Raw genomic sequence first — 25,372 nt, 5'->3', positions numbered from 1 at the left:
GTTCCAGCCGTGTTGCCTCTCTCGCAAGCCGGCAAGGGAATTGCGTGCTCAAACCAGCTTGACGGATGGAGTGCGATTAGACAACCAGCGATGCTCGGAACCGTCGATCTGAACCAGCTCGCCGTAGGCCTCGCGCCGCAGCCGCGGCTGATGGAACGTCCGTCGCTGCTTGCGCGACAGCCACAGGCCGGCCTCCGACATCCATTGGCGCAAGGTCTCGCGCGACACCGTCAGACCATCACGCTCCGCAAGCTTCTCGGCCGCCAGCGTCGGACCAAAGTCCGCATAGCGCTCGCGCACGATCGCCATGGCGTAATCGCGTACGCCGTCGCAGATCCGGTTGTTCGATGGCCGGCCGATCGCCTGGTGCCGGATCGACGCCGCACCGCCAGCGCCGATCCGGTCCAACAGACGACGCACCTGGCGGGTACTCAAGCCAAGCACATGGGCCGCCGACACCAGCGTCATCCGCCCGGCAATCACTTTCGACAAGACCTCAATCCGCTGCAGGTCACGCTCGCTCATCGCAATCAATCCCATCCGCAATCTCCCAGGTCATCAAAACCCGGGGAGAGTGACATTCTTACTTTGCAGGATCAGGACACTTCAACTTTGCGGTGGAGAATCTAATCCAAGTGCAACAATGACGTGTGAAGCGTAGAGGGTTAGCCACTTTCGCGCAAATGGGCCATGAAGACTTCGGCGGGCGTGCGGTAACCAAGGCACTTCCTCGGCAGTGAATTGAGATGGTGGGCGAGGGCGACCAGTTGCGGCTGGTTGACGGCAGACAGGTCCGTATCGCTCGGCACAAAGCGACGGATGCGCTTGTTGGTGTTCTCGACCGCGCCTTTCTGCCACGGTGAATTCGGATCGCAAAACCAGCTCCTGGCGCCGAGTCCATCTTCCAAAGCCTTGAAACCGCGAAACTCGGTACCACGGTCGAAGGTGAAGCTCTGCCGGGCAAAGGCGGGTAGCGGTGAGAAGGCATCGATGATCTTGTCGATGAGCGGACGAGAGTGACGGCTGCCATTCTTGATCATCACCGTGTAGCGGCTCTTGCGCTCGACCAGCGAGGTGACATTGGCTTCACCGAGGTCGCGCCGGAAGATCAGCAGATCACCCTCCCAGTGGCCGAACTGAGACCGATCGGCAATGAAATCAGGGCGTTGGCTGATCCTGCAGTCCAACGGGATCGAGCCGTCGCGGGGTTTGCGGGAGCGGCGCGGGCGGCGCTTGCGACGGCCTTCCGGCAGATGCTGATAGAGCTCCAGCGCCTGATCTTCCTTGCCATAGATGAAGCGATAGATCGTCTCGGTGCAGACGCGGACGGCGCTCACGCCATCGGCGAACAGGCGACCGGCGATCTGTTCCGGTGACCACAGCGCCTCCAGCTGCTCGATGACCAGTGCGCGCAATTGCGGGTGCCGCATCAGCTTCCTCAAACGCCGCCGCCGCTCTTTGCGGATGTCGTCGGCAACCGTTGGGAAGTAGCCGCTGTATTCGGGCAGTTCGCGATCGTGGAATGTATTGCGCCTGATCTCGCGATAGATGGTGGAACGGTGACGACCGAGTTGGCGCGCCATTTCATTGATCGGCACCTTGCGTTCGACAAAGTGATAGAGGCGGCGGCGATCCGCCAGATTCAGCTGCGAATAGCTTCGTGACATCCCAAAATCTCCAAGGGGAAACCATTGAAATCATTGGCATGTCGCACTTGAAAATAGAATGTACCCGGCTACATCAACTGTCAAAGCTGAATAGGGCTGCGACATGCTCAGCCATTTAGAAATGCGACACTGGCTCCGCCGGTCAGCCCCCGATCCGACCGGCTGGGCCGGGTTGCAAGGAAGGAGCGGGGGCGGGTGATGACGCTCCCCTTCGGCTTTAGCTTTCTTAGTAGCAATTGTTTTGTCGCCGGTTGATACTCGCTCGCACCTGAATAGGGCGAGGTAGGGATCACAGCCGCACGATGCTTCCGGAAATCAAGCTGCATGGTGACGTCGATGTCGCCGCACTGTCCCCACTTCTTCGCGGTATGCTTCTTTCGGTTGCCTATGCTGACGGCGAGGGCGGCATAGGATTGACGGCGACCGGCGCCATGAACCGCAAGTTCGTGCATTGGGCCTGTGTGCACTTCCTCTGGCCAGGATTCACAGCCGAAGACCTCTACAGCATGAACAAAGTGCTCAATGAAAGCGACATGCCGCCGCTTTGGGTCGTGCGCGACATGACCCGTCATCTGAAGCTTCTTCGCCGGAAAAAAGATGTGCTGCTGCCAACCAGACGCGGCCGGGAGTTCCTGGTGAACCCGCAAGCCTTCTTCGATCTGGTCGCCACGGATTATCTCTATTCGTATGTCCATACCACCGAGCGGGAAGAGGAGGTCCGAGCGCGGTTACGCTGGTGGCGCATGTTCCTCAATCTTCTCAATATCAAGGCCAGGGAAGGGTGCACGCCAATAGACGTTGTGAAGATCCTCTATCCAGACTTGGCGCCCCTGTCGGACACCGAAATGACTATAGAAGCCTGGAAGTTGAAATCCGACCTCCAATATGGCGTCTTTCGACGCTTGTGCTGGCTCGGTGTGCTCTATGAGGCACGAGAGGGACTCACGCTCCTCCAGAATGGAGCCTTCCACAAGACGCCACTTTGGCCAGCTTGCCTGCAGTTGGAATCGGATACGCAGAGCGACATCGGCGTGCATTGACGCTCTTTATTCCGCCGCTGGCTGCCTCATCAACGCTTTCTCTCGTCGCGCAATCACCGCCGGATCGTTCATGAAATCCGTTCTCGGGCCGGGCTTGCGGCCGCGCTTCTGGTAGCCGTTGGCTGTGCTACCGTCTCGAATGCCAAACATATGATCCGTTTGGCCCGTTCGGCTCGGACCACTCTTGCTGCGCTGCTGTTGGCGTCCGGCCTGCATCTCGGCGACAATTGACAGCATGTCGTCCAGCCGCTTGTTGTCGACGACCTCGGCGCGATGCACCGAGCGCAACGTATCGAAGGTCCTGTAGGGCAGGGCAAAGCTCTCGTGCATGATCTCAAGCCGACCGTCCGGATAATCGCAGACAATCACCTTCTGGCCCGCCAATGGCCTGGAAATCTCGGTCGGATCGAGAATGAACAGCACCTTGTCGTAACGCAGCGTCAGGGATTGCGACAGCGTGCGCACTTCCTTGCGGCACATGGCACCCTCGAGGTTCTCATGGTCGGCCAGCGGCCGGTGCATGTCCTTTGGATTGCGTGGTTGCTTGCCGAAACGAAAGTTGAAATCCGCAATGAACTCAGGTGCATAGACATTGGCAGCTTCGATCGTATCGATGCCGCGAAGTCGCATCTCCTTGACCAGCCGATCCTGCAATGTCTGGTTGGCACGCTCCACCCGACCCTTGGCCTGCGGGGTGTTGGCACAGATGATGTCGATATTGAGTTCATAGAGCGCCCGTCCGAACTGCGTCAGGCCGCTTGTCCGGTCTTTCTTCGACCCATGGAGCGAGCGGAAAACGCCGTGCTTGTCGCTGTAGAAGGCCAGCGGCTTGCCCCATTGCTGCAGATAGGCCTTCGTCGCGTGCAGATAGTCGAATGTATTCTCCGATCCAGCAAAGCGAAGATGCAGAAGCTTGCCGGTGGCGTCATCAATATAGACGAGCAGGGCGCATTTGGGGCCGCGGTTCTCAAACCACCAGTGATGCGACCCATCGATCTGCACCAGTTCGCCAAAGCAGTCGCGCCGGCCGCGTGGCTGGAAAACCCGTTTCTTACGTTCCCGACGCGAGATCCAGATGCCGGCCTCTGTCATCCATTGCCGCAGCGTCTCCTTGGCAACAGAAATCCGGTGCAGCTCGATCAGCTTCTCGCGCGCCAGCGTCGGACCGAAATCCAGATAGCGTTCGCGGATCAGATCCAGCGCTGCATTGCGGAAATCCTCGCTGTGGCGCCGATTGCTCGGCCGTGATCGCTTCTTCGAAATAAGCCCGGCCGGACCATCCTGATCATAGGCCTGCAGGAGCCTGTGGACCTGACTTCGACTGAGGTCGAGCAGTTCGGCAGCCTGGACAACGCTCAGGCGCTCGTCACGGATCTTCTGAATGACTTCGAGGCGGTGCAACTCTTTCTGCGACATGGTGATCAAACAGGACATGACGACTCCGACCGCTCATGGTCTCGACCAGGCTGAAGGTCGTCATCCTTGCTCCCAACGTTGGCTTTGACCAGTGCGTGGAGAGGCGAGACTGTCGCATCTCTAACTGGCCCAACTGTCGCATTACTAAATAGCCGCTGGAGAATCTAATCCAAGTGCAACAATGACGTGTGAAGCGTAGAGGGTTAGCCACTTTCGCGCAAATGGGCCATGAAGACTTCGGCGGGCGTGCGGTAACCAAGGCACTTCCTCGGCAGTGAATTGAGATGGTGGGCGAGGGCGACCAGTTGCGGCTGGTTGACGGCAGACAGGTCCGTATCGCTCGGCACAAAGCGACGGATGCGCTTGTTGGTGTTCTCGACCGCGCCTTTCTGCCACGGTGAATTCGGATCGCAAAACCAGCTCCTGGCGCCGAGTCCATCTTCCAAAGCCTTGAAACCGCGAAACTCGGTACCACGGTCGAAGGTGAAGCTCTGCCGGGCAAAGGCGGGTAGCGGTGAGAAGGCATCGATGATCTTGTCGATGAGCGGACGAGAGTGACGGCTGCCATTCTTGATCATCACCGTGTAGCGGCTCTTGCGCTCGACCAGCGAGGTGACATTGGCTTCACCGAGGTCGCGCCGGAAGATCAGCAGATCACCCTCCCAGTGGCCGAACTGAGACCGATCGGCAATGAAATCAGGGCGTTGGCTGATCCTGCAGTCCAACGGGATCGAGCCGTCGCGGGGTTTGCGGGAGCGGCGCGGGCGGCGCTTGCGACGGCCTTCCGGCAGATGCTGATAGAGCTCCAGCGCCTGATCTTCCTTGCCATAGATGAAGCGATAGATCGTCTCGGTGCAGACGCGGACGGCGCTCACGCCATCGGCGAACAGGCGACCGGCGATCTGTTCCGGTGACCACAGCGCCTCCAGCTGCTCGATGACCAGTGCGCGCAATTGCGGGTGCCGCATCAGCTTCCTCAAACGCCGCCGCCGCTCTTTGCGGATGTCGTCGGCAACCGTTGGGAAGTAGCCGCTGTATTCGGGCAGTTCGCGATCGTGGAATGTATTGCGCCTGATCTCGCGATAGATGGTGGAACGGTGACGACCGAGTTGGCGCGCCATTTCATTGATCGGCACCTTGCGTTCGACAAAGTGATAGAGGCGGCGGCGATCCGCCAGATTCAGCTGCGAATAGCTTCGTGACATCCCAAAATCTCCAAGGGGAAACCATTGAAATCATTGGCATGTCGCACTTGAAAATAGAATGTACCCGCTACAATCAACGGATCGCATAAGGTATCTTATGGAACTTCGACGCGCCTTACTGCGGGTCGTTCAGAGTGACCCACTGAGCCAGCTTACGCGCCCCTCCATCTCAAGTATGGATTGGGACGCGCAATCTGTTCATAGCATTCTGTTGCCGTGGGAAAACGACTACTGTTGAAGCCCAGGGTAAGCCCAGACACCCGATACACGCATCAGATCCCGGTAGATTACCAACCGTTCGTCAGCGCCCACCTTTGCTGCCTCTTCCTGAGACGGTGCGTCCAGCGCATTCAGTGGCACGACAGTTGTCGGCAAATCACGTTGCGTCAGGGCATCTTCCATGACCGTACGAGCACGGCGCATATGGCTTGAGCTTGTCACCAAAATTACGGTATCGGCCTGGTGCCGCACCAGGAGATTGGCAGCGTTGACAACATTGCCGATCGTATCTTTTGATTTGTCCTCAATGATGATGCGATCACGGCTGATGCCCTTGTCGACCAGCCACTTAGACATGATGTCACCCTCGGTGACGCCGTTCTTCGGCACTCCGCCACTCACCATCACGAGCGCTGTGGGATTAGCTTCAGCAGCTTTCAATGTCACTTCGAGGCGGTCAAGCAGAGTTTGCTGGGCTGTGCCGTCGTCCGCCAACGCATATCCGAGCGCGACCACCATCACCTTGCCAGGCAGCGTCGGTACATCGAAGTTTGGCTTTTCTGCCATGATCTGCTCTGCGCGGATAAAACGCTTGCGATACACCTCTGCTTGTTCGCGATCGAGCCCTGCGAGAGCTTGATGAGCGAGCGCCACGTTGGTCTCATCGCCACGAATCCGAGCAATGGCCTCCAACCAGCTTTGGGCGTCAAAGGCCGTCGGATCTTTTTCGAGGATCCCCTGGAATGTCGTCTGCGCCTCGTCCAGTTTTTTCTGAATGATCTGGGTCGATGCGACGGCGTACTGAAAATCCAGTCGCTCAGGAGCTAACGTCGACGCCTCCTTGAAAGCCGCTTCCACGACATCGTATTTGCCGTGCAGGGTGATCCCCTTGAAGACCTCGGCTTCGGCTTTTTTGACGTCGCCGCCCGACCAGTAATATTGTATGCCCGTGTCGACCAACTGCTTGATGCGGTCGGTATTGGCCTGATCAAAGGCACTGACTGGAACGGCCGATATAAAGCAGGCCGTTGCTGCCAGGACGCCCAGAATGTAGCGTCTCGCCCCACCCTGCGCGCGTGTGGCAGCTGGTGCGACCTTGATCGGTCCCGTCATGACGGCAAAAATGGATCTCAGCTTCATTTAACTCTCCCAGTTTTCCGCTGACCGGCCGAGCCTACTGACGACCGGATCGAAATGTATTTTCCGTGATCACGACCGAACCGTTACATTCATAAGAGGTTCGGTCCATGTAGTAAGACCAAAAACTGACCACTTGTCCAGTCAACGGCCATGATTCCCAAATCACTGGCAGAAGAATCCAGCAATAGGAATTATAATACAATATGATAGGATATGTCTGGATAGACGAATTGGCGGTGTTGGATTGACGGCAATCGTTGATTGGTACTGTATTGGTATCTTCACCCAACAGCCGACCTTTCACCCTAGTCTCGCCGATCACGTAATCAACTCCGTGGCGGACTTGGCCGTGCACCCACAACCCTGGCCGCTTTTCAACTACGAGGCTTTCCAGATCCGAAGCGTAGCAGGCAGACAGTGGATCGCCGCTGAACTCCGGCGCGTTGGATGGAGGAGACGGGACGTGTAATGGATATCGTCGATGGCTCAATGCCGACCACAGACATGAAGAACGTTGGTTACGACCACATTCTGGAGAAGCCAGCCAATCTCAAGTTCTGTGATCAGGTTCGCTCCTAACCCAATCAGTTAGCCGCCCGGTCGATCGCGCAAATAATGTGGTCGGCCGGCAAGGTCTTTGCCGGCACTTTTGACGGCGTGCTGTGGCGGATTTTGCCCTCATGGGTCTCGGGCTATTCACGATTCTATGCGGCCTGTTCCAGTTCGCGCCGCCGCGTCGACCAGCTTACGTCGACCAAGGTATCGGAAGTGCCTCAATGAGGTATAGATTGGCGTTGCCGCGCTTTCTAATATTCCTGGGCGTGGCTTCCCCGCCAACGCGACATCGTACGCCTTCGCGACGAGGGCGGCGCCCGCTTGCCGCCAAGCGATCGGCGCCGCCCACTCTTCAAGGCAGATCTGCAATGTGACTGCAGCCAGAGTTCGCTACGATGGCTGTGAACCTGGCGCTGGGCGTGATCAGCGATGCTGCCGATAACTTAACGTCATCCTCCGGGGAAAGCGGGGTGGCGATGAACGCGGCCATTGGTGCATGCGAGCATATTGAGGCGCATGGATATACCGGGGTCTCCAGAGACGCTACAATCGCGTTTGGGTGCGGGGCGTCGAAAGAGCACAGAGAAGGCTATGCATAAGTTCACCGTCACTATCAACGAAGAGTTCGCGGCTGATACCGCCGAGGAGGCTGCCTTGCTTATGTATCAGGAGCTGACCAATCGGCCGCCGCCTCTGTCCTATTCGGTCACAGATGAGGCAAAGATCACCACTGGCCTCACGCTGGATCGGAAAAAGGCCGACGAGTTTGCCAGTGTCGATCACACCGCCGACCCCGGCAACTGGTGACGGACAGCTCGCCCAAAGGAGAGCAATCGGCGTCCTCATTGAACATTGAATGCGTATCGATCAATCGACGGTTCACGCAACGCTTGCGAATGCGATGAGTTGGAGCGCTTGACGACGCTATACCCTTGGATCGCTCATACCCTCTGAGTGTGGACGCCTTTCGAAGGCAATCGAAAGATGTGGAAACCGCTGTCGATCGCGTTGTCCTGTCAGGGTCAGGGTGAAATGTTTCGCATGGAGCGCTGAGGCATCTGAGTCGCATCGTCAAGCAAAGGTCCGAGACAGATTTATTGTCAGGCCACAAATCGACCCGGCCGCCTCCTCAACCCGCCGCCGCAAGCATCAGTAAAATATAGGAGGACTGCATATTGGCCGCAGCCACGTTTCACCCGAATGTCATGAGGCCCAACGGCATTTCCTCGCAGATTGCGGCAATTTCTATCTGCAGCCTATCTGCCTTGACCGCGATTTATTATGTCGCACCGGCGCCCAGTTTGCCTTGGAGCGACGCTTCCGTGGAACTCGCGCCTGATACCGACCCTTCAAAAGGCACGGTTGCCCCGAGCCCTCCAAAGTTCGAGATTGTGTTCAGCGACGGCGATCGCGGGCTGATGGTCTATGGCGGATATGTCTATGTCGTCCGACTCGGTGACAAGCTGCCTGATGGTCGCCGGGCGATAGGGTTCGAAAAGCGGGAAGGAAGTTGGTCCGCAATGACACTCTAGGACACGTTTCCGACGTCGCCTTTGTGGATGTTAATGGATTGTTAACGCTCACGGAAGGCGCACGGGCCCTGCCCTCCCCGGTGCCATTGCCTGTCATGGCGAACTGGCGCAACCCTTTCGTTAAGGACTTGTAAACCAGTGTTTTTGGGTGGTGCATGATGATGAACGAAACTTTTTACAATGGCGTGCCGGAGATCGAAACCGGCCCTGTTCCGTTAGAAAGCGCCCCGATTGGCGAACATGCCGTACAGGGCATCCCGCTTGTCATCGAGGTAGTCCTTGGCCGCAGCAGGCTGACTGTGGCCCAGCTTTCCAAGCTGCATCGGGATGATCACATAGATCTCGATACAAATTTTGGAGACCCGGTCGACCTCAAGGTCAATGGCACGGTCATTGGCCGAGGTGAGATCGTTTTCAACGAATCCAAGACCGCCATCGGCGTGAAGATCGTAGAGATTTCTCACGGCAGGCGCCGGTAATTGAAATCGCCCGGTTTCAGCCGTGAAACCAGCCATGCCACAAATGCAATATTCGGTTGTATTTCGAACAAGTATGGCAGGACTGGAACGAACGCCGAATGGGCAAGGGGTAGCAGTGTCAGCCTGTTGCCGTGGCCAGGGGCACGGCCTTGCCGAGGTCGTCGTCCATCAAACAGGACTCGAGACGTAACAAGAGCGCCGCGAGCTTTTCCCACGGCGTCTCGGTTGGCCACGTGTGGACGCCTGGTACCCGATCCTATCGAAGCGGCAAGGCCACCGGGCGGATTGGCGCCGCATCCGCGCCGCGGAATTTCAAGGACGCGCCGACAAATGCGAACTCATCTCGATGACCACGTGCTCGACGTCGTCTCCGAGGGCTTCGGCGTTTCCATCCGCGTGCGTGCGACGCTTACGGATTCATCTTTGATTGCCAGGCGGCTTGGTGAAGTCGAGCAATTCATCTGTGCAGCGCCTGCCTATATCTCGGCAAATGGCACCCCGACCGAGGTCAGCGATCTCAAGCATCATCATTGCCTCGCCTACCGGCTTGCCGACCAACCGGGGAACTGGGTGCTGGAAGGTCCCTATGGGACGACAAGCATCGAATTGCCCGCGCGTTTCATCGCGGACAATAGTCTGATGTTATGTCAGATGATCCAATCCGGCATCGGCATCGGTGCCTTGCCGTCCTTCATCGCCAAGCCGCCGCTTGATGGCGGCAAGCTCGTGCGGATTTTGCCGCAGCAAAAACTTGCCCGGCGCAGCATCTACGTGGTCTACCCGATCAACCGCCTTCTGCAGTCGAAAGTGAAGGTTTTTACCGAATTTCTAGCCGGCGAGCTACGGAAAGCCGGTTTCTAGGCCAGGCTTTTAGCTGACGGGCAAAGTGATCAGCATCGGCCCCTCACGACCTCCTACCATCGTCATCTCTAAAACCGGAGGCGATGGCGCGCGGTGCAGCCAGTGCCTCACACTGGCGATCACGCAATTTTGCAATGCCGGGCCTCGCCTCCGCCGCGCTTCGACCGATAATGAGCGGAAACGAACCGGAAATCCGCCGATGCGCAATGCGATACTCAGGGCCGCACAAACCCCGATCCTGCTGGCGTTCATATCCGTGAGCGCCTTTGCGACCGACGTGCCTCGGTCGGGCGATCCGGTCTTCGACCGCGTCATCACGTTGGTGAATTCGGAGTTTCACGACGAAAATGCGCTCGATCGCTTCAACGCAGCTGCAAAAAAAGAAATCGAAAGCGCGGTACCCGCGCTGTCCACGACGGGTTCCACAGCCCGCGTGGATGCGGCTATCGAAACGGCGCTGGCCAGCCTGCAAGCCTCCCACAATGGCCGTTTCAAATCGGACACGATTGCGTACTTCGAGTTGAGCGACATCTTCCGCTTCGCTATCCGTGATGACCTGCGACGGTTGTTTCCGCCCGATGGAGAAGTGAACTACGCCGGCATCGGCATGGTCACGCAGTTAATAGGCGATGCCCGGTTCGTGACTGATGTCTATGATGGTTCTCCGGCAGCAAAGGCGGGGATCGTCATGGGCGACGAGATCCTTGCCGTCGATGGTAAGCCCTATCGCGAGATCGCCTCCTTTCAAGGCAAGGTCGGGCAATCGGTTGACGTCCGTCTGCGCCGTAAGGCTGATGCGGCGCTGACAAGCATCAAGGTTGCGGTCGAACGGCTGCGCCCGCTCCCAACATTCGAAAAGGCGATCAAGGACAGCGTCGCAGTGAGCGAACGGGACGGGAGAAAGATCGGCTATGTGAGATTCTGGACGCTTTCGACGCGCGATGGGCTGGATATCGCGGCGCGCGAGCTTTCGACCGGTCGCCTGAGCAATGTCGACGGGTTGGTCGTCGACCTCCGCGGGCGTTGGGGCGGTGGCGCTGCGGACGCCGCCGAACTGTTCGTCGGCGACACGCCGTCGTTCCGATTGATCCCGCGGCGCGGAAAGGACACGCTGGCAAATGTTCGCTGGCGCGGGCCGGTGGTGGCGCTGGTCGATGAGGGCACGCGCAGCGGGCTCGAGCTTTTCGCCTACGCGCTGAAGATCAATGGCATTCCGCTTGTGGGCGAGCGAACCGCCGGCGCGCTGTTGGCTGGCCGCGCCTATACATTGCCCGACAACAGCCTCCTTGAAATTGCCGTTTCCGATGCGGTCATCGACGACAATGTTCGGCTGGAAGGAAACGGGGTCGCCCCGGACATTCGCGTCGCCCTGCCCGTCGCCTATGCCGCCGGCCGAGATCCGCAACGGGAAGCCGCAGTCACGGAGATGATTCGGCTTCTGGCCGACGGCACCTCGGACCGCATCGTCACGCCACGTCAACCGTCGCTGACGCGGTGACAACGAACGTCACGCCCTGGGGTTTGCGGGCCATTCAGGCAGCTGCGCTCGCCCGGACGATTTCCCGGCCAAGCCGGACGACCTCGTCGACGAGCAACTTCAAGTCCTGGCGTCTGGTGCGGTTATTGTTGATCGCGACCCTCAGACAGTGTTCTCCATGCACGGTCGTGTCTGAAAGCCCCGCCGTGTCCTCGTCTGCCCTTATCTTCGTGTTCCCGTGACAATCGTCGCAGTAGAACGTAACTCGACCTTGTTGCCGCGCATGGACCGACGCGCCAAATCAAGAACCTCATTTTTGATCGCCTCATGCGTCGCGGCGTCCGCCTGAGCCAGCCCCGCGACCACGGGCGCCGCTATTTCGGTCATGAAGGTCCAATACCGTTCGGGAGACTCGTGCACCATCACCGTTGAGATCTCCCGCTCATCGACATCTTGCAAACCTGCGTCGGCGAATGCCGCCGACATCATGCCCGCGGCTGCGCAACGAAACAGGCCGGGCGCGCCGGGCATCGGCGCGGGCAAAGTCACGTGCCGCGCGATCGTTGCCATTATTGTCGTCGCCCAGGGATTTTTTTCAGGCCCGCTCCAAACAGCAGCACAAACACGCGCGCCAGGTTTCGCGACACGACTGAATTGTCGCGCCGCCGCGCCGACATCCGGGAAAAACATGAACCCGAACCGGCATAGTACCGCGTCGAAGGATTTATCGGCAAAAGGCAGACTGCCGGCGTCGCATATCTCGGTCGTGAAATTGCTGAGACCGCGATGTCGGGCATTCTCGGCGGCCACCTGGAGCATGCGCTCGGACAGGTCTGTTACCGTCACTCGACCCTTCGGGACCAAAGCGGCGGCCGTTAACCCCGGTTCGCCGGTGCCAGCCGCGACATCGAGAACATGGTCACCATCCCTAAGCTTGGCCTGGTGGATCATTGCATCGCCGAACGGAGCGAGCCAGCCCAGAACCAGTTCGTCCCATTTCTGCCAGCCGGTTGAAAACCGGTCCCAGATATCCTTCTGCTGCTCACGGATGTGGTCGAGATTGTTGGACATGCACGTTCCTCCCGTGGATGCGCTCTCGTGTCTCATCGATCGGAACTATGAACCCTCTTTATATGGATACAATCAGTTTCATGCCTTTTGGGGCGCGTGCCGCACTGTCGTCCAGCCCCTTGTTGAATTGAGTTTTGCAGCCCGAATGCTGTTGCTTGGGCAACAGGGGCCACCCAAATTGCCTTCTGCTGATTTGGATAACGACAATCGGCGCTAGGGAGACCGGGCTCGGCAGGCTATATTTCCCCTGTGGAGATCGTGACGGAGAGATTCGCATCGATGCCGAACCCAACAAACGGCAAGAACAATGGTCGGGTAGAGGCCAACGACGAACAACCCCTTAGCGCCCAGTTACGGATGATGCATGCAGCCTTCATGGCTTCGCCGCTCCGAAACCGGATCATCTGGCTCGCCCTTGGTATCCTGACCGTCATCGTCACCACTGCCTTCGGTCAGATCATCCTCAATCGATGGTACAAGCCGTTCTACGACACGCTGGAAAGACGTGACCTCCCGGCCTTCCTGCACCAGCTCGTTGTCTTCGCCCAGATCGCCGGAGCTTTGCTCGTTTTCAATGTTCTGCAGACATGGCTCGGCCAGCTTGTTCGGCTGAAGCTCCGCGAAGGCCTGACACTCGATCTCATCCACGAATGGATGAAGCCGGCGCGCGCGTTCCGGCTGGCCAATGCCGGCGCCATCGGCATCAATCCAGACCAGCGCATACACGAGGATGCACGTCATCTGTCAGATCTCTCCGCTGGGCTGACGATTGGGCTGATCCAATCCGGCATCCTGCTGGCCGGCTTCATCGGCGTGCTCTGGTCGCTGTCGGACGGGTTCGTCTTTCACATCTCGGGCATGGCCATCAACATTCCTGGCTACATGGTCTGGGCTGCTATTCTCTACGCAGGCACTGCGTCATGGCTGAGCTGGCTCGTCGGGCGGCCATTGGTCAAGCTCAACGGCGAACACTACGCACGCGAGGCGTCGCTGCGCTTCTCGCTTATGCGCATCAACGAACACATCGAGGCGGTCTCGCTGTCATCGGGTGAGACGAACGAGAAACGCCGGTTGCAGGCGGATCTGGCGTCCGTTCTGGAGATCAGCCAGAGCCTCCTGCTCGCCGTCACGCGGCTGACCTGGGTGACGGCCGGTTATGGCTGGATCACCGTCGTCGCACCGATCGTCATCGCCTCGCCGGTCTATTTCGCCGGCGATCTCAGCTTCGGCGGCCTGATGATGGCCGTGGGCGCCTTCAACCAGGTGCACGCATCGCTGCGCTGGTTCGTCGACAACATCGGTGCCATTGCCGACTGGCGCGCGACATTGATGCGCGTCGCCGCGTTCCGCTCAGCCCTGCTCGTCGTCGACGACCGGCATGAAGGCGACAAGCGCATCGAGTTCGTTACGGCGGATGGACCGCAGATGATGTTCGATCATATCGAGATCGTCTCGGCTGCCGGCTGCATCAAGCTTTCGGAGCCCAATGTCACCATCAATCCTGGTGAACGCGTGCTTGTCACCGGTGCGGCGGAGGTGGAAAAAGCGCCCTTCTTCCGCGCCATTGCCGGTCTCTGGCCCTGGGGGCATGGCCGCATCTCGCTGCCGATCGATGATGGCCTCGCCTTCGTTCCCCGCTCGCCGTATTTTGCGCCGGGCACGCTGGAAGAGGTGCTTGCCTATCCGAAGACGCCAGACAGCTTCAAGAACGGCGAACTTAGCGGCGTGCTTTCCAAGGTCGGCCTTGGCCGCCTCGCCGATCGTCTCGACCAGGACATGCGCAAGAAGCTCAATCTGAGCGAAGTCGAGATGCGTCTTCTGGCGATCGCCCGCCTTGGCCTGCACAAACCGCGGTGGCTGATCATCGACGAGGCGCTGGATACACTGGAAGACGATGCCTATCGCAAGGTGATGACGTTCCTCGACCAGGAAATGGGCAAGGCGGCAATCGTCAACATCGGGCGCAGGGAACGCGCCAACGGCTTCTTCACCCGCGTGCTGGAACTCGAAAAGGACGCCGCCGGCGGTTCGTTGCGTCTGATCCGTCCGAAGAGCCTACGCCCCACCAATCCGCAGTTGGTGGATTGACAGCGCTCGCGTTGAAGGCGGGAGCGATTCCGGTAGGGGGCGAAATGACACCCTAAGCGCCATGGCAACGCTCACACGACGGGGGATATGGCCGGTTTCGCCACACAACAGTCGTTGGATAAGCATCTTGCAGACGGCAGAGTGCGACCCTTTGCTACCCCTCAGTCATACCGTCCTGAACGTCGGGATTTGCGACGAGCGGTCGATCACTCCAGCCAATGGGACACAGATGGGTCCGCGTATGTAGTCGGGCTGGCTGAGGCGACGGCTATTCTCGCCAATCGCGCCCACGGCCTTTTCTCATGGGGTCGGGATCTCCGTTGAAGCCCCCAAAAAAAACGTCGCAAAATCGCCAACCTGGTTGCGCGTCCACCTTAGATGCCTCCTGCAGTTTAGATGCTCCTTGAGATCAGTGCTTTTTTCCTCACAGGCTGGGCACTGGCACATCGGACGTTCGTCCTATATCTTTCATTCACCGGTTGCAGGCCACCGCGCCGGCGCCAATTGGAGCCATCCGAGCCGCGTTCGATTCCATAACCCGCAGGGACGATAAGTATGCCGACACGTGCCACACTGAAAGAACCGCGCGCTGAAGGGAGACGTAAAGACTCCCGGCTCGAAACATTGCTGTTCCGTCTGGAGGCTCAGCACATCTGCCTCGAATGGGCCTTCCGAGAAATAGCCGACCGTCCGGGCATTGTGTTCGAGATGGGGCTGGGTCACGGTCGTACCTACGACCACTTGCGCATCCATCTCCCGGAGCGCGAGATCTATGTTCTGGATCGCGAGATCGACTGTTTCGCCGACTGCACGCCGCCAGAGAACTATTTGCTGCTTGGCGACATCGAGGATACGCTTGGTGCCGCTGCCACCCGCTTTGACAGACAGGTCATCCTGGCGCATGCGGATATGGGTTCATATGTCAACGCGAACAATATTGCGACAAGCGCCAAACTGAGCCGATGCCTCCCGGCAGTCCTTGCGCCGCATGCCATCGTCCTGTCCGATTTGCCGCTCGAACTGGCGGGGACGCGTTCGCTACCGCTTCCGCCGGGCGCGCGCAAAGACAAGTATTTTCTCTACGTTAATGGGCCGTGGTGATCCGCTGGCGTGCCGCGCCGGCCGCAACGAGGACGAGAGTCAGGAGCGAGATCGCGCTTTTGTCCTCCTGACCGCCGAATATCCTTGGCCCGTGGGGCAAAAGCGTGGCCCTCACCGACCCAAGGCGGCACATTAAATTGCTAACGCATCCCATTGATTAAAAAGAAACAGCGCCTTCTCGGAAGGCGCTGTTTCGGTAGGACAATGTTGCCGCGGATCTTAGCGCGCGCGCAATTTCATGTGACGGTTGACGTCCTTGTAGAGCAGATAGCGGAACTTGCCGGGGCCGCCGGCGTAGCAGGCCTGCGGGCAGAATGCGCGAAGCCACATATAGTCGCCGGCTTCGACCTCGACCCAATCCTGGTTAAGCCGGTAGACGGCCTTGCCCTCAAGCACGTAGAGGCCATGCTCCATCACGTGGGTTTCGGCAAAGGGAATGATCGCGCCCGGCTCGAAGGTCACGATGGTCATGTGCATGTCGTGCCGCAGATCGGTCGGGTCGACGAAACGCGTCGTTGCCCACTTGCCTTCAGTGCCGGGCATGGCGGACGGTGTGATGTCAGCCTCGTTGGTGAAGAAGGCTTCGGGAGCAGGAAGGCCGTCGACGTATTCATAGGCCTTGCGGACCCAATGGAAGCGAACGGGAGATTCGCTTCTGTTATGCGCCGCCCAGTTGCTGGCCGGCGGAATGAAAGCAAAGCCGCCGGGCTGCATGCGGTGCTCATTGCCATCAAGCGTGACGGTCAGTTCACCCTCGACGACGAACAGCGCGCCCTCAGCGCCCTCATCGAGTTCCGGCCGGTCGCTGCCGCCGCCTGGAGCGATTTCCATGATGTACTGCGAAAATGTTTCAGCAAAACCGGACAAAGGTCGCGACAATATCCACAGGCGGGTTTTGTCCCAGAACGGTAGATAGCTGGTGACGATGTCCATCATCACGCCCTTCGGAATCACCGCATAGGCTTCGGTGAAGACCGCACGGTCGGTCAGGAGCTGCGTTTGTTCCGGAGCGCCGCCATGGGGCGCATAGTAATTACGACCAGTCATTTCCGTCCTTCAGTTCTCAAAACAGGCACTGCCTCCTCACAAGAGCGGTGCGGTTGGGTTATTGCCAATGGAATGTCAAAGCAGTGCTGCGCGCAGGTCGCGCGGCTGATCCTTCTCTTCGTCGAGATCCAGTTCCGCCTCGACGTGATGCAGATGTTCGGCCATCTCACGGATTGCCGTGTCCACATCCCTCGCCGCGATGCGGTCGACGACCGCCATATGCTCGTCCGGCCCGCAATTGTGCAGGTGTTTCGAACGGTACATGGCGGTGATCAGCGATGTGCGCGAAACCAGGTCGCGCAGGATGCCGAAAAGGAAGGCAGAGCCGGAGAGCTCCGCCAAAAGCAGGTGGAATCCGCCGGAAAGACGAACGATTGCAGAGAGATCGCCTGCCCTACCCGCAACCCGTTCCTCGTCGATATGGGAGCGCATACGCTCGATGTCTTCCACCGTCGCCCGCTCGCACAAGCGCTCGACCACCCGCTGCTCGATCGCCCTTCTCGTCACGAAGACGTCGCGCGCCTCATCCACCGACGGCTCGGATACGAAGGCGCCCCGGTTCGGCATGATCGTAACCAGCCCATCCCGTTCGAGCGCGGTCAGCGCCTGGCGGATACGGGCGCGACTGACGGAGAAAATCTCGGCAAGCTGCTCTTCCTTGAGGCGGGTGCCTGGGCGCAGGCGCCGCTCCGCAATGGCAAGCCAGATCTTCTCACAAATGATAGCCGTCGGCGCTCCGGCGGTCTCGTCCGCATTGTACATGAAATCTCCCATAGCCGTTCGCATACTCTCGTCGGCCAGCGTTCAAAGTCAATTCCACTCACTGCAGTTTGATATTGACTACAAAATTGTAGACAATATTGTGTACCGTAACTTGATATGCTGTGGCAACCACTTAAACGACGGCCATCGACCGGTGTGACAACCGACCGCGCTGACCTGAGAGCTCATTGATGGACTTTGACTTCACCGAACAGCCAAACAACTACATCACCTCCGATCGTCAGTTCGAGATGCGGACACCCGACATCGCGTCCTTTGCCGCCCTCAAAACGAAAATGAACTGATCCATGCGCATCCTTCTCGTCAACCCGAACTCCACTGCCTCGATGACCGAACAGGCGCACCGCAGCGCCGAGCGGGTTGCAGCCGCCCCGACGCTGGTCGAGTCCGTCAACCCGACCACAAGTCCCGCCAGCATCGAGGGCCATGCGGACGAAGCCATGGCGGTGCCGGCGATGCTTGCCGAAATCCGCGCCGGAGAGGCGCGCGGGTTCGATGCCTATGTCATTGCCTGCTTCGACGACCCCGGCCTTGGCGCTGCACGTGAGATCGCCCGCGGACCGGTCATCGGCATTTGCCAGGCCGCCATCCAAGTGGCGATGAATATCGCCTCGCGCTTCTCCATCATCACGACATTGCCGCGCTCTGTGCCGATCATCGAGGACCTGGTCGACGCCTATGGTGCGGGCCACCGCTGTCGCAAGGTGCGCTCTGTCGATATGCCGGTGCTGGCGCTGGAGGAAGACCTCGCCCACACGGAGGAAATGCTCGTACAGGAAATCCTGCGCGCCAAGCATGAGGATGGCGCTGAGGCGATCATTCTCGGCTGTGCCGGAATGTCGGAACTGTGCGACCGGCTTAAGCTTAGAACGGGCATGCCGGTGATCGACGGCGTGACCGCTGCAATCAAGCTCGCCGAAGCACTGGTTGGCGCGGGCTATACCACCTCCAAGGTGGGCGCCTATGACTATCCGCGGGTTAAGTCTGCGGCCGTCACCCGCCTTGTGGATACGGTAGCTTAACAAACAGCTGCAACTGACTGAAAACAAAAAGCTCCGGAGGCAACTACCTCCGGAGCTTTTTCATTCTGTGATGACGCTTGGGCTAGGCTGCCTGCGTCGGCTTTGCCATTGACGCGACAGCTTCCTCGACGCGGTGGCATGCCGCGCGGGAACCATCGGCAAAGCTTCTCATTGCCGGACGTTCGCTCTTGCAGCGGGCATCAGCCAGCGGACAACGCGGGTGAAAAGTGCAGCCCGACGGCGGATTGAGCGGGCTCGGCACTTCACTGGCCGTGATGCTGCGCTGGCGCTTCGGTTCGGCGATATCGGGGATCGTTTCCAGCAGCAGCCGCGTATAGGGATGGCGCGGATTGGCGAAAAGCGTTTCCGTGTCCGCCTCCTCGACGATGCGGCCGAGATACATCACTGCAATCCGGTCCGACATATGGCGGACGACGCTCATGTCGTGGCTGATGAAGAGATAGGTGAGCCCCATCTCATCCTGCAGTTTGCGCATCAGATTGAGGATCTGCGCCTGTACCGATACGTCGAGTGCCGAGGTTGGTTCGTCGCAGACAAGGAATTCCGGCTCACCGGCAAGCGCACGCGCAATCGAAATGCGCTGTCGCTGGCCGCCGGAAAACTCGTGCGGAAACTTCGAACCATCAGAAGGCGCAAGTCCGACGATGCGCAGCAATTCGCCGACGCGCTCCATCACCTCTGCTTCCGAATTGCGCAGCTTCAGCTCGCGCAGCGGCTCGGCGATGATGTTTTTCACCCGCCAGCGCGGATTGAGGCTGGCGAAAGGATCCTGAAAGATCATCTGGGCGGAAAGGGGCTCGCCGGAGCGACCCGGCGCAAAACGAACCTCACCCTCCGTGGCGCGATAGAGGCCGGTGACAAGCCGGGCGACGGTCGACTTGCCGCAGCCGGATTCTCCCACGAGACTAAGGCAGCCGCCCATCGGCACGGAAAAGCTGATGTCGTCCACCGCGCGCACGAACTGGCGCGGCTTGCGCTCCAGGACCCGGTTCAGCCAGGGGGCCGACACATCGAAATTGCACGTCAGATCATTGACGGTCAGGGCGTCACTCATAGAACTCCTCCTGCATTGAGCCAGCAAGCACTGACGCCCAGGCCGACCGGGGTCGGCTCCGGGCGATCTTCACGGCAACGCGGTCCTGCCTCGGGACAACGCGGATTGAAGGCGCATCCACGCGGGATGGCGTTCAGGCGTGGCATCGAGCCGTCGATCTGGTTCAGCCGCTCGACACGGCGCCCAAGTGCCGGGATCGAACCCATCAGCCCGCGCGTATAGGGATGGCGCGCATTGCGCAGCACTTCTTCCACGGGCCCGATCTCGACCAGACGACCGGCATACATCACAGCGACCCGATCGGCTGTCTCGGCAATCACGCCCATATCGTGCGTCACCAGCATCACGGATGTCCCGTGGTCGTCGCAGAGACGACGCAGCAGAGAGGTGATCTGCGCCTGGATCGAAACATCCAGCGCCGTCGTCGGTTCGTCGGCGATGATCAGCTTCGGCTCCGCCGCAAGCGCAAGCGCAATGACCACACGCTGCCGCATGCCGCCCGAGAACTGGTGCGGATAGTGATCGAAACGTGCCTCAGGTGCTGGAATACCCACTTCCTTCAGGAGGTGGATAGCCCGTTCCTTGGCACCCTGCTTCGACAGCTTCAGGTGAAGGCGGATCGTCTCGACCAGTTGCGCGCCGACGGTAAAGAGCGGGTTGAGCGATGTCAGCGGATCCTGGAAGATCGCGCCGATCTGTCGGCCGCGCACGCCCTGCATTTCCCTGTCGGAAAGCTGGTCGATGCGGCGACCCGAAAGCCAGACCTCACCGCCGGATATCCGTCCCGGCGGTTCGAGCAGACCCTGGACGGCAAGGCCGGTCATCGACTTGCCGGCGCCGGATTCGCCGACCACACCCAGGATCTCGCCCGGCCGTATGCTGAGCGAGACGTCGGACAATGCCGCCACGGTGCCGTGCCGTCCGGGAAACTCGACGCAAAGTCCGCGCACGTCGAGAACCGGCGAAGTTACGAGCTCACTCATGCCGCAGGTCCTCCAAGGGATAGCTGGGTGGGAAGATTTCGCTGACGGGTGGATGGGCCCAGCTGCGTTCGGGGTATTTGGCGATCAGCCCGTCAAACTGCTTTTGTGCCTGCCGGCGTGCCGCATCCATGTCGATGCCGGCGACCTTGCCTTCGTGCATGGAGAGACGGCCATCGACGAAGACTGTCTTGGTGACACGCCCCGAGCCACCGACAACCAGCGTCGTGATCGGGTCGATCGCCGGCGCCATGTGGTGATCCATCAGGTCGAAGACCGCGATGTCAGCCCGGGCGCCTGCTTCGAGCCGCCCGAGATCGCTGCGTCCCAGAGCTTTCGCACCGCCCAGCGTGGCGGCGTCGAAGAGATCGGCGCAGCTGACGGCTGCGGTGTCGCCCTCGACTACGCGGCAGGTGATGAGGCCGACCAGAAGGTTCATCAGCATGTCGGGCGGCGTCGTGTCCGTACCCATGGCGATGTTGATGCCGCGCTCCTTGACCGAGCGGAAGGAGTTGAGCGTGCTGCCGCCGCGTGCCGAGACCATTGGGCAATGGACGATGCTGACGCCGTTGTCGGCATAGAGCTTGAGATCGTTGGCCGTTGCCTGCGTGGCATGCGGGGCGATCAACCGCGAACTCAGGAAGCCGAGGCTCGCCATCCACTCCGGCGCCGTCTTGCCGTGAAGACGACGGACCGTATCGACCTCCATCGTGCCCTGTGCGGCGTGCAGCCGGATCGAGCAATCGAGATCGCGCGCGGCATCCGCCGTTCTCCTCAGCAGCGCCTCGGTGCAGGTCTCGACGCGATCAGGGGCCAGAAGTCCATGAACCAGACCGCCATGACGGCCATCATGCTCACGGATGAAACCGATGGCATCGTTGAGACCCTGAAGGCCCCTCGCCTCGTCGAAGACTGCATCGAGCTGTCCTGGCGCCTCCAGCACCATGCCGCCGGAGCGGTAGGCAGGGCTCAGATAGACGCGCAGGCCGAGATCGCCGGCGGCATCCGAGGCGGCTGCAAACTCCTCGACCGTTTCGCCCCACTCCCGATAGAACAGCGACGCGATCGGTGCCGCGGTGGTGATCCCGTTGAGCAGAAGCTGAGCGAAGGAGAAGCGTTTCTGGAACGCCAGTTCCTCCTGCGTATACATTTCATAAGGCCCGCGCTCGACGTAGGAGCGCGGCCAGACCCGGCCCTTGGCCCAGCCTGGCTGATGGTCGATGGAAAGGATCGTCGTGTCGAGATCCGAGAGGGCATCGAGATCGATCAGGCCGGGGCTGATCATCGCCGCGCCGAAATCCACCCTGCGTGCGACCTCGCCCTCGAAGTGCGGCCCGACATAAAGCAGGCTGCCGCCTTCGATAACCACTTCGCCGTTTGGGATGAGACGGTGACTGCCGTCGCGGTGGCCGAGAACCCATTGCGCCGTCAACAGTGTGCGGCCTTCGGCACGCGTGCCGAGTTTCAAATCCTTGAGGTCGATCATGGGATGGCTACCTCCGCGATACCGTTACGGGCAACGACACGGCCGCGCTTGACGACCAGCGGACGTGGTGCGACTTCGACGACTGCATGGGCAAGCGTTTCGCCGACGAGCAGGGTAAAATCGGCATTGCAGCCGACTTCCAGGCCGTAGCCGGCAATGTCCATGACGTCAGCGCCACCGGTGGAGCAGACATGAAGCGCATGCCCCAGGTCGACGTCGCGGCGCAGGCCGTTCTTCATGCCGAGGATGCGAACGCGGTCCATCATATCCGGCTGGCCCCACGGGCCCCAGGTGTCGCGAATGCCATCGCAACCGGCCGCAACCTTCACACCAGCCTCCTTGAGGCGCAGGATTGACGGTACCGTCGAGGACGGCGAGCCCGTCGTGACGATGCGCACGTCGAGGTCGGCGATCTGCTCGATCAGGCCGGCGACCCGCAGGTAATCCGGAGCGCCGAGCGCAAAGGCGTGGCTGATCGCAACCTTTCCCTGCATGCCGAGCGCACGAATGCGCTCGAACATCATCTCCATGCTGAAGGCGCCGAGTTCGCCGGCTTCATGCAGATGGATGTCGATCGGCTTGCCATGTTTTTCCGCAAGGCCGAAGACGACATCGAGATGTCCCTTCGGGTCACGGTCGATGCCACAAGGATCAATTCCACCAAGGACTTCCGCGCCATTGCTTAGAGCCTGGTCGAGAAGCTCGACCGTGCCCGGGCGCGTCACCAGGCCCGACTGCGGAAAGGCGACAATCTCGATGTCGATGATGCCGTCGAGCGCCTCGCGCGTTTCGATGATGCCTTCCATCAGGCGCAGGCCATGGGTTGTGTCGATATCGACATGGCTGCGGATATGGCTGGCGCCGTTCGCCGCCAGCAGGATCGCCTGGCGCATGGACTGGCGATGCGGATCGATGCCGATCTCAAGCCGCTTCTCGCGTTCGAAATCGATGCGTCCGCGTAACGTTGCGACCTTGGCGTTTTCATGCCAGGGCATGCCCCAGACCGACTTGTCGAGATGGGTATGGGCTTCGACCAGGCCGGGAATGGCGATGTGGCCACGGCCATCCTCGATCGCCAAGCCATCGGCCTGAAGGTTCTGGCCGATCGCTTCGATCTTGCCGTTGCGGATCAGGATATCCTTCGGCGCCCCGCCGTGGGGACGGACGTTACGGATCAAAAGGTTGGACATCATTCACCTCAGTTTCGGATTGAGTGCGTCGCGCAGCCAGTCACCAAGAAGGTTGACCGAGACGACAAGTAGGCAAAGCTGCAGCACCGGGAAGAGGACGACCCACCAGACACCGGAGAACAGGAACTGGTTGCCAAGTCGGATGAGCGTTCCGAGGCTGGGCTGGCTCGGCGGCATGCCGATGCCGAGGAAAGAGAGCGTCGCTTCCGTGAGGATCGCCATGCCGAAGTTCAGCGTGGCTGCAACCATGATCGGCGTCAGCGTGTTGGGCAGGATATGGTTGAGCATGATCCGCCGCGCCGGCGTCTTCAGGAGGCGGGCTGCCTGGACATATTCCTTTCCGCGCTCGACGATCGTCTGAGCGCGGACGGTTCGGGCATATTGAACCCAGGCGCTGAGCGTGATTGCCAGCACGAGAACAGCTGCCGATCCGACGTCGCGCAGCTCCGGCGGCAGCATCTGGCGGGCAACGGCACTAACGAGAATGGCGATCAGGATCGTCGGGATCGAGAGCAGAACATCGCCGATGCGCATCAGGATGTTGTCGACAACGCCGCCAAAATAGCCGGCGATGAGACCGAGGCTGAGGCCGACCGTCAGCGACAGGATCACCGAGCAGACCCCGATCAGGATCGAAATGCGAGAGCCGTAGAGAATAGCCGAAAGCATGTCGCGGCCCTGGGTGTCAGTGCCGAGAATGAAGGGCCATTGGCCATCAGCCTGCCAGATCGGCGGCAGCTCCGAGTTCCAGAGATCGAGCTGCGCCGGATCGAACGGGTTCTGCGGCGCGATCAACGGCGCGGCAAAAGCCGCGGCGATGAGCACGAGCAGGATCAGCGCGCCGGCGATTGCCGACGGACTGCGGGTGAAGGACCACCAGAGATCGCTCTGACGCCAGCGCGCGAGCCGGCCGATCTTGGCTGTCGAGGTTGTTTCCTGAGCCTGGTCAGTCATGGGGCGGCCTCAGCGTGTGGCATCGCGAAGACGGGGATCGATGACCGCATAGGCGATATCGACAAGCGTGTTCAGCGTGACGAAGATGAAGGAGACGATGCACAGGTAGCCTGCCATCACCGGGATATCGAGGAAGGTCACCGCCTGAATGAACAGCATGCCCATTCCCGGCCACTGGAACACGGTTTCGGTGATCAGTGCGAAGGCGATCAGCGAGCCGACGTTCATCGCCGTCATGGTGACAACAGGCATCAGACAGTTGCGAAGCGCATGGCGGAAATTGATGCGCCACCGCGGCACGCCGCGGGCACGGGCAAACTTCACGAAATCAGAACGCAGCACTTCCATCATCTCGGCGCGCACGAGCCGCATGACGAGCGTGATCTGGTAGAGGGCAAGCGCAAAGGACGGCAGAAGCAGGGACGCACGCCCGGATGCGGTCAAGAGGCCCGTGCTCCACCAGCCGATCTGGACGACGTCGCCGCGGCCGAAGGCCGGCACTACGCCGAGCGAAACGGCAAAGACAAGGATCAGCAGGATGCCAACGACAAAGCTCGGCAGGGAAACGCCGATAATGCTGACGAATTGCAAGCCTTCCGAATACCAGCGGCCTCGATGGATCGCCGTCAGCACGCCGAGCGGAATGCCGACCAGCAGCGACAGGACGGTGGCGACCAGAGCCAGTTCGATGGTCGCCGGGAAGCGTTCGGCGATCAGCGTCATCACGTCCTGACCGTTTCGGTAGCTGATGCCGAAATCGCCCTGGGCCGCGTTGACGACGAAGCGCACATACTGGGTCAGGAACGGATCGTTCAGCCCGAGCTTTTCGCGCAGTTCGAGCCGATCGGCTTGCGACATCTGTTCGTTGGCCATCAGTTCGACCGGGTCGCCGGCGAAACGAAAGATCATGAAGGCCATCAGCGCGACGGCGAGCATGACCATCACGGCATTAGCCAGCCGCTTGATCAGAAAGACAATCATTGG

22 protein-coding genes and 2 pseudogenes are annotated in these 25,372 nt (G+C 60.0%); 9 read left to right on the top strand and 15 right to left on the bottom strand.

Features of this window, described 5'->3' with window-relative positions:
• Positions 1-51: 51 nt before the first annotated feature.
• Positions 52-540 (bottom strand): annotated as a pseudogene (locus tag J3R84_RS24865) (helix-turn-helix domain-containing protein); the annotation flags it as partial.
• Between the two features lie 125 nt (positions 541-665).
• Positions 666-1,667, bottom strand: a complete 1,002-nt coding sequence (locus J3R84_RS24860) for an IS30 family transposase (RefSeq protein ID WP_025428792.1) — start codon at positions 1,665-1,667, stop codon at positions 666-668.
• A 302-nt stretch (positions 1,668-1,969) separates the two neighbouring features.
• Here J3R84_RS24860 and J3R84_RS24855 point away from each other — a divergent pair, with 302 nt between their 5' ends.
• Complete coding sequence (locus J3R84_RS24855) at positions 1,970-2,707, top strand: hypothetical protein (RefSeq protein ID WP_057207742.1); 738 nt, start codon at positions 1,970-1,972, stop codon at positions 2,705-2,707.
• Positions 2,708-2,713: 6 nt separating this feature from the next.
• On the opposite strand, the gene J3R84_RS24850 is transcribed toward J3R84_RS24855, so the two are convergent.
• The 3 genes from J3R84_RS24850 to J3R84_RS24840 all read right to left on the bottom strand — a co-directional run bounded on the left by J3R84_RS24850 (position 2,714) and on the right by J3R84_RS24840 (position 6,687).
• The gene (locus tag J3R84_RS24850) at positions 2,714-4,141 is read right to left on the bottom strand and encodes an ISNCY family transposase (RefSeq protein ID WP_207932857.1); all 1,428 of its coding nucleotides are present in this window, start codon (positions 4,139-4,141) and stop codon (positions 2,714-2,716) included.
• Positions 4,142-4,326: 185 nt separating this feature from the next.
• Positions 4,327-5,328, bottom strand: coding sequence for an IS30 family transposase (locus tag J3R84_RS24845; RefSeq protein ID WP_025428792.1), 1,002 nt, complete (start codon positions 5,326-5,328; stop codon positions 4,327-4,329).
• Positions 5,329-5,556: 228 nt separating this feature from the next.
• A complete protein-coding gene (locus tag J3R84_RS24840) occupies positions 5,557-6,687 on the bottom strand; it encodes a YdcF family protein (RefSeq protein ID WP_225906392.1) in 1,131 nt (376 codons plus the stop codon).
• A 1,146-nt stretch (positions 6,688-7,833) separates the two neighbouring features.
• On the opposite strand from J3R84_RS24840, the gene J3R84_RS24835 reads away from it, so the two are divergent.
• From J3R84_RS24835 to J3R84_RS24815, 5 genes are all read left to right on the top strand, one after another.
• Positions 7,834-8,049: a hypothetical protein gene (locus J3R84_RS24835; RefSeq protein WP_057206426.1), complete on the top strand. Its 216-nt coding sequence runs from the start codon at positions 7,834-7,836 to the stop codon at positions 8,047-8,049.
• 515 nt (positions 8,050-8,564) lie between these two features.
• Positions 8,565-8,774: a hypothetical protein gene (locus tag J3R84_RS24830; protein ID WP_162250507.1), complete on the top strand. Its 210-nt coding sequence runs from the start codon at positions 8,565-8,567 to the stop codon at positions 8,772-8,774.
• A gap of 155 nt (positions 8,775-8,929) precedes the next feature.
• The gene (locus tag J3R84_RS38820; RefSeq protein WP_025428803.1) at positions 8,930-9,253 is read left to right on the top strand and encodes a FliM/FliN family flagellar motor switch protein; all 324 of its coding nucleotides are present in this window, start codon (positions 8,930-8,932) and stop codon (positions 9,251-9,253) included.
• A 354-nt stretch (positions 9,254-9,607) separates the two neighbouring features.
• A complete protein-coding gene (locus J3R84_RS24820) occupies positions 9,608-10,114 on the top strand; it encodes a substrate binding domain-containing protein (protein WP_203528739.1) in 507 nt (168 codons plus the stop codon).
• Between the two features lie 199 nt (positions 10,115-10,313).
• Entirely contained in the window at positions 10,314-11,612 is a 1,299-nt protein-coding gene (locus J3R84_RS24815; protein ID WP_107027975.1) for a S41 family peptidase, read from the top strand.
• A gap of 34 nt (positions 11,613-11,646) precedes the next feature.
• Here the strand turns inward: J3R84_RS24815 and J3R84_RS39100 are convergent.
• Together J3R84_RS39100 and J3R84_RS24810 are read right to left on the bottom strand one after the other, a co-directional pair.
• Positions 11,647-11,808 (bottom strand): annotated as a pseudogene (locus J3R84_RS39100) (pyridoxal phosphate-dependent decarboxylase family protein); the annotation flags it as partial.
• A gap of 5 nt (positions 11,809-11,813) precedes the next feature.
• Positions 11,814-12,662 (bottom strand): class I SAM-dependent methyltransferase, encoded by an 849-nt coding sequence (locus tag J3R84_RS24810; protein ID WP_107027974.1) that lies wholly within the window; start codon positions 12,660-12,662, stop codon positions 11,814-11,816.
• A gap of 279 nt (positions 12,663-12,941) precedes the next feature.
• On the opposite strand from J3R84_RS24810, the gene J3R84_RS24805 reads away from it, so the two are divergent.
• Both J3R84_RS24805 and J3R84_RS24800 read left to right on the top strand, forming a co-directional pair.
• Complete coding sequence (locus J3R84_RS24805) at positions 12,942-14,750, top strand: ABC transporter ATP-binding protein/permease (protein ID WP_107027982.1); 1,809 nt, start codon at positions 12,942-12,944, stop codon at positions 14,748-14,750.
• 555 nt (positions 14,751-15,305) lie between these two features.
• A complete protein-coding gene (locus J3R84_RS24800) occupies positions 15,306-15,851 on the top strand; it encodes a class I SAM-dependent methyltransferase (protein ID WP_063963247.1) in 546 nt (181 codons plus the stop codon).
• A 219-nt stretch (positions 15,852-16,070) separates the two neighbouring features.
• Here the strand turns inward: J3R84_RS24800 and J3R84_RS24795 are convergent, their stop codons facing one another.
• Together J3R84_RS24795 and J3R84_RS24790 are read right to left on the bottom strand one after the other, a co-directional pair.
• A complete protein-coding gene (locus tag J3R84_RS24795) occupies positions 16,071-16,898 on the bottom strand; it encodes a bifunctional allantoicase/(S)-ureidoglycine aminohydrolase (protein ID WP_171520638.1) in 828 nt (275 codons plus the stop codon).
• Between the two features lie 75 nt (positions 16,899-16,973).
• Positions 16,974-17,660, bottom strand: coding sequence for a GntR family transcriptional regulator (locus J3R84_RS24790; protein WP_025428819.1), 687 nt, complete (start codon positions 17,658-17,660; stop codon positions 16,974-16,976).
• A gap of 308 nt (positions 17,661-17,968) precedes the next feature.
• Between J3R84_RS24790 and J3R84_RS24785 the strand changes: the two genes are divergently transcribed.
• Complete coding sequence (locus J3R84_RS24785; RefSeq protein WP_203528740.1) at positions 17,969-18,703, top strand: aspartate/glutamate racemase family protein; 735 nt, start codon at positions 17,969-17,971, stop codon at positions 18,701-18,703.
• Positions 18,704-18,785: 82 nt separating this feature from the next.
• Here the strand turns inward: J3R84_RS24785 and J3R84_RS24780 are convergent, their stop codons facing one another.
• From J3R84_RS24780 to J3R84_RS24755, 6 genes are read right to left on the bottom strand one after another with little or no spacing between them, the layout of a single operon-like run.
• Complete coding sequence (locus tag J3R84_RS24780) at positions 18,786-19,778, bottom strand: ABC transporter ATP-binding protein (protein ID WP_057206406.1); 993 nt, start codon at positions 19,776-19,778, stop codon at positions 18,786-18,788.
• On the bottom strand, positions 19,775-20,761 hold the full coding sequence (locus J3R84_RS24775) for an ABC transporter ATP-binding protein (RefSeq protein ID WP_025428822.1): 987 nt from the start codon (positions 20,759-20,761) through the stop codon (positions 19,775-19,777). Before J3R84_RS24775 ends, J3R84_RS24780 begins: the two co-directional genes overlap by 4 nt.
• Positions 20,754-22,244: an amidohydrolase family protein gene (locus J3R84_RS24770; RefSeq protein ID WP_203528741.1), complete on the bottom strand. Its 1,491-nt coding sequence runs from the start codon at positions 22,242-22,244 to the stop codon at positions 20,754-20,756. Before J3R84_RS24770 ends, J3R84_RS24775 begins: the two co-directional genes overlap by 8 nt.
• Positions 22,241-23,434, bottom strand: coding sequence for an amidohydrolase family protein (locus J3R84_RS24765; protein WP_113569080.1), 1,194 nt, complete (start codon positions 23,432-23,434; stop codon positions 22,241-22,243). The genes J3R84_RS24770 and J3R84_RS24765 overlap by 4 nt, the downstream gene beginning before the upstream one ends.
• A 3-nt stretch (positions 23,435-23,437) precedes the next feature.
• Positions 23,438-24,388 (bottom strand): ABC transporter permease, encoded by a 951-nt coding sequence (locus tag J3R84_RS24760; protein WP_025428825.1) that lies wholly within the window; start codon positions 24,386-24,388, stop codon positions 23,438-23,440.
• Positions 24,389-24,397: 9 nt separating this feature from the next.
• Positions 24,398-25,369, bottom strand: a complete 972-nt coding sequence (locus J3R84_RS24755) for an ABC transporter permease (protein ID WP_025428826.1) — start codon at positions 25,367-25,369, stop codon at positions 24,398-24,400.
• Positions 25,370-25,372 lie beyond the last annotated feature (3 nt).

Source organism: Ensifer canadensis (assembly GCF_017488845.2).
GTDB classification, from domain to species: Bacteria; Pseudomonadota; Alphaproteobacteria; order Rhizobiales; family Rhizobiaceae; genus Ensifer; species Ensifer canadensis.
This window is presented reverse-complemented; position numbering and strand designations above follow the sequence as displayed.

Excerpts from the sequence above, each read along its gene's own strand:
- J3R84_RS24860 (WP_025428792.1), bottom strand. The coding sequence starts at position 1,667 with ATGTCACGAAGCTATTCGCAGCTGAATCTGGCGGATCGCCGCCGCCTC.
- J3R84_RS24855 (WP_057207742.1), top strand. The coding sequence starts at position 1,970 with ATGCTTCCGGAAATCAAGCTGCATGGTGACGTCGATGTCGCCGCACTG.
- J3R84_RS24850 (WP_207932857.1), bottom strand. The coding sequence starts at position 4,141 with ATGTCCTGTTTGATCACCATGTCGCAGAAAGAGTTGCACCGCCTCGAA.
- J3R84_RS24845 (WP_025428792.1), bottom strand. The coding sequence starts at position 5,328 with ATGTCACGAAGCTATTCGCAGCTGAATCTGGCGGATCGCCGCCGCCTC.
- J3R84_RS24840 (WP_225906392.1), bottom strand. The coding sequence starts at position 6,687 with ATGAAGCTGAGATCCATTTTTGCCGTCATGACGGGACCGATCAAGGTC.
- J3R84_RS24835 (WP_057206426.1), top strand. The coding sequence starts at position 7,834 with ATGCATAAGTTCACCGTCACTATCAACGAAGAGTTCGCGGCTGATACC.
- J3R84_RS38820 (WP_025428803.1), top strand. The coding sequence starts at position 8,930 with ATGATGATGAACGAAACTTTTTACAATGGCGTGCCGGAGATCGAAACC.
- J3R84_RS24815 (WP_107027975.1), top strand. The coding sequence starts at position 10,314 with ATGCGCAATGCGATACTCAGGGCCGCACAAACCCCGATCCTGCTGGCG.
- J3R84_RS24810 (WP_107027974.1), bottom strand. The coding sequence starts at position 12,662 with ATGTCCAACAATCTCGACCACATCCGTGAGCAGCAGAAGGATATCTGG.
- J3R84_RS24805 (WP_107027982.1), top strand. The coding sequence starts at position 12,942 with ATGCCGAACCCAACAAACGGCAAGAACAATGGTCGGGTAGAGGCCAAC.
- J3R84_RS24800 (WP_063963247.1), top strand. The coding sequence starts at position 15,306 with ATGCCGACACGTGCCACACTGAAAGAACCGCGCGCTGAAGGGAGACGT.
- J3R84_RS24795 (WP_171520638.1), bottom strand. The coding sequence starts at position 16,898 with ATGACTGGTCGTAATTACTATGCGCCCCATGGCGGCGCTCCGGAACAA.
- J3R84_RS24790 (WP_025428819.1), bottom strand. The coding sequence starts at position 17,660 with ATGTACAATGCGGACGAGACCGCCGGAGCGCCGACGGCTATCATTTGT.
- J3R84_RS24785 (WP_203528740.1), top strand. The coding sequence starts at position 17,969 with ATGCGCATCCTTCTCGTCAACCCGAACTCCACTGCCTCGATGACCGAA.
- J3R84_RS24780 (WP_057206406.1), bottom strand. The coding sequence starts at position 19,778 with ATGAGTGACGCCCTGACCGTCAATGATCTGACGTGCAATTTCGATGTG.
- J3R84_RS24775 (WP_025428822.1), bottom strand. The coding sequence starts at position 20,761 with ATGAGTGAGCTCGTAACTTCGCCGGTTCTCGACGTGCGCGGACTTTGC.
- J3R84_RS24770 (WP_203528741.1), bottom strand. The coding sequence starts at position 22,244 with ATGATCGACCTCAAGGATTTGAAACTCGGCACGCGTGCCGAAGGCCGC.
- J3R84_RS24765 (WP_113569080.1), bottom strand. The coding sequence starts at position 23,434 with ATGTCCAACCTTTTGATCCGTAACGTCCGTCCCCACGGCGGGGCGCCG.
- J3R84_RS24760 (WP_025428825.1), bottom strand. The coding sequence starts at position 24,388 with ATGACTGACCAGGCTCAGGAAACAACCTCGACAGCCAAGATCGGCCGG.
- J3R84_RS24755 (WP_025428826.1), bottom strand. The coding sequence starts at position 25,369 with ATGATTGTCTTTCTGATCAAGCGGCTGGCTAATGCCGTGATGGTCATG.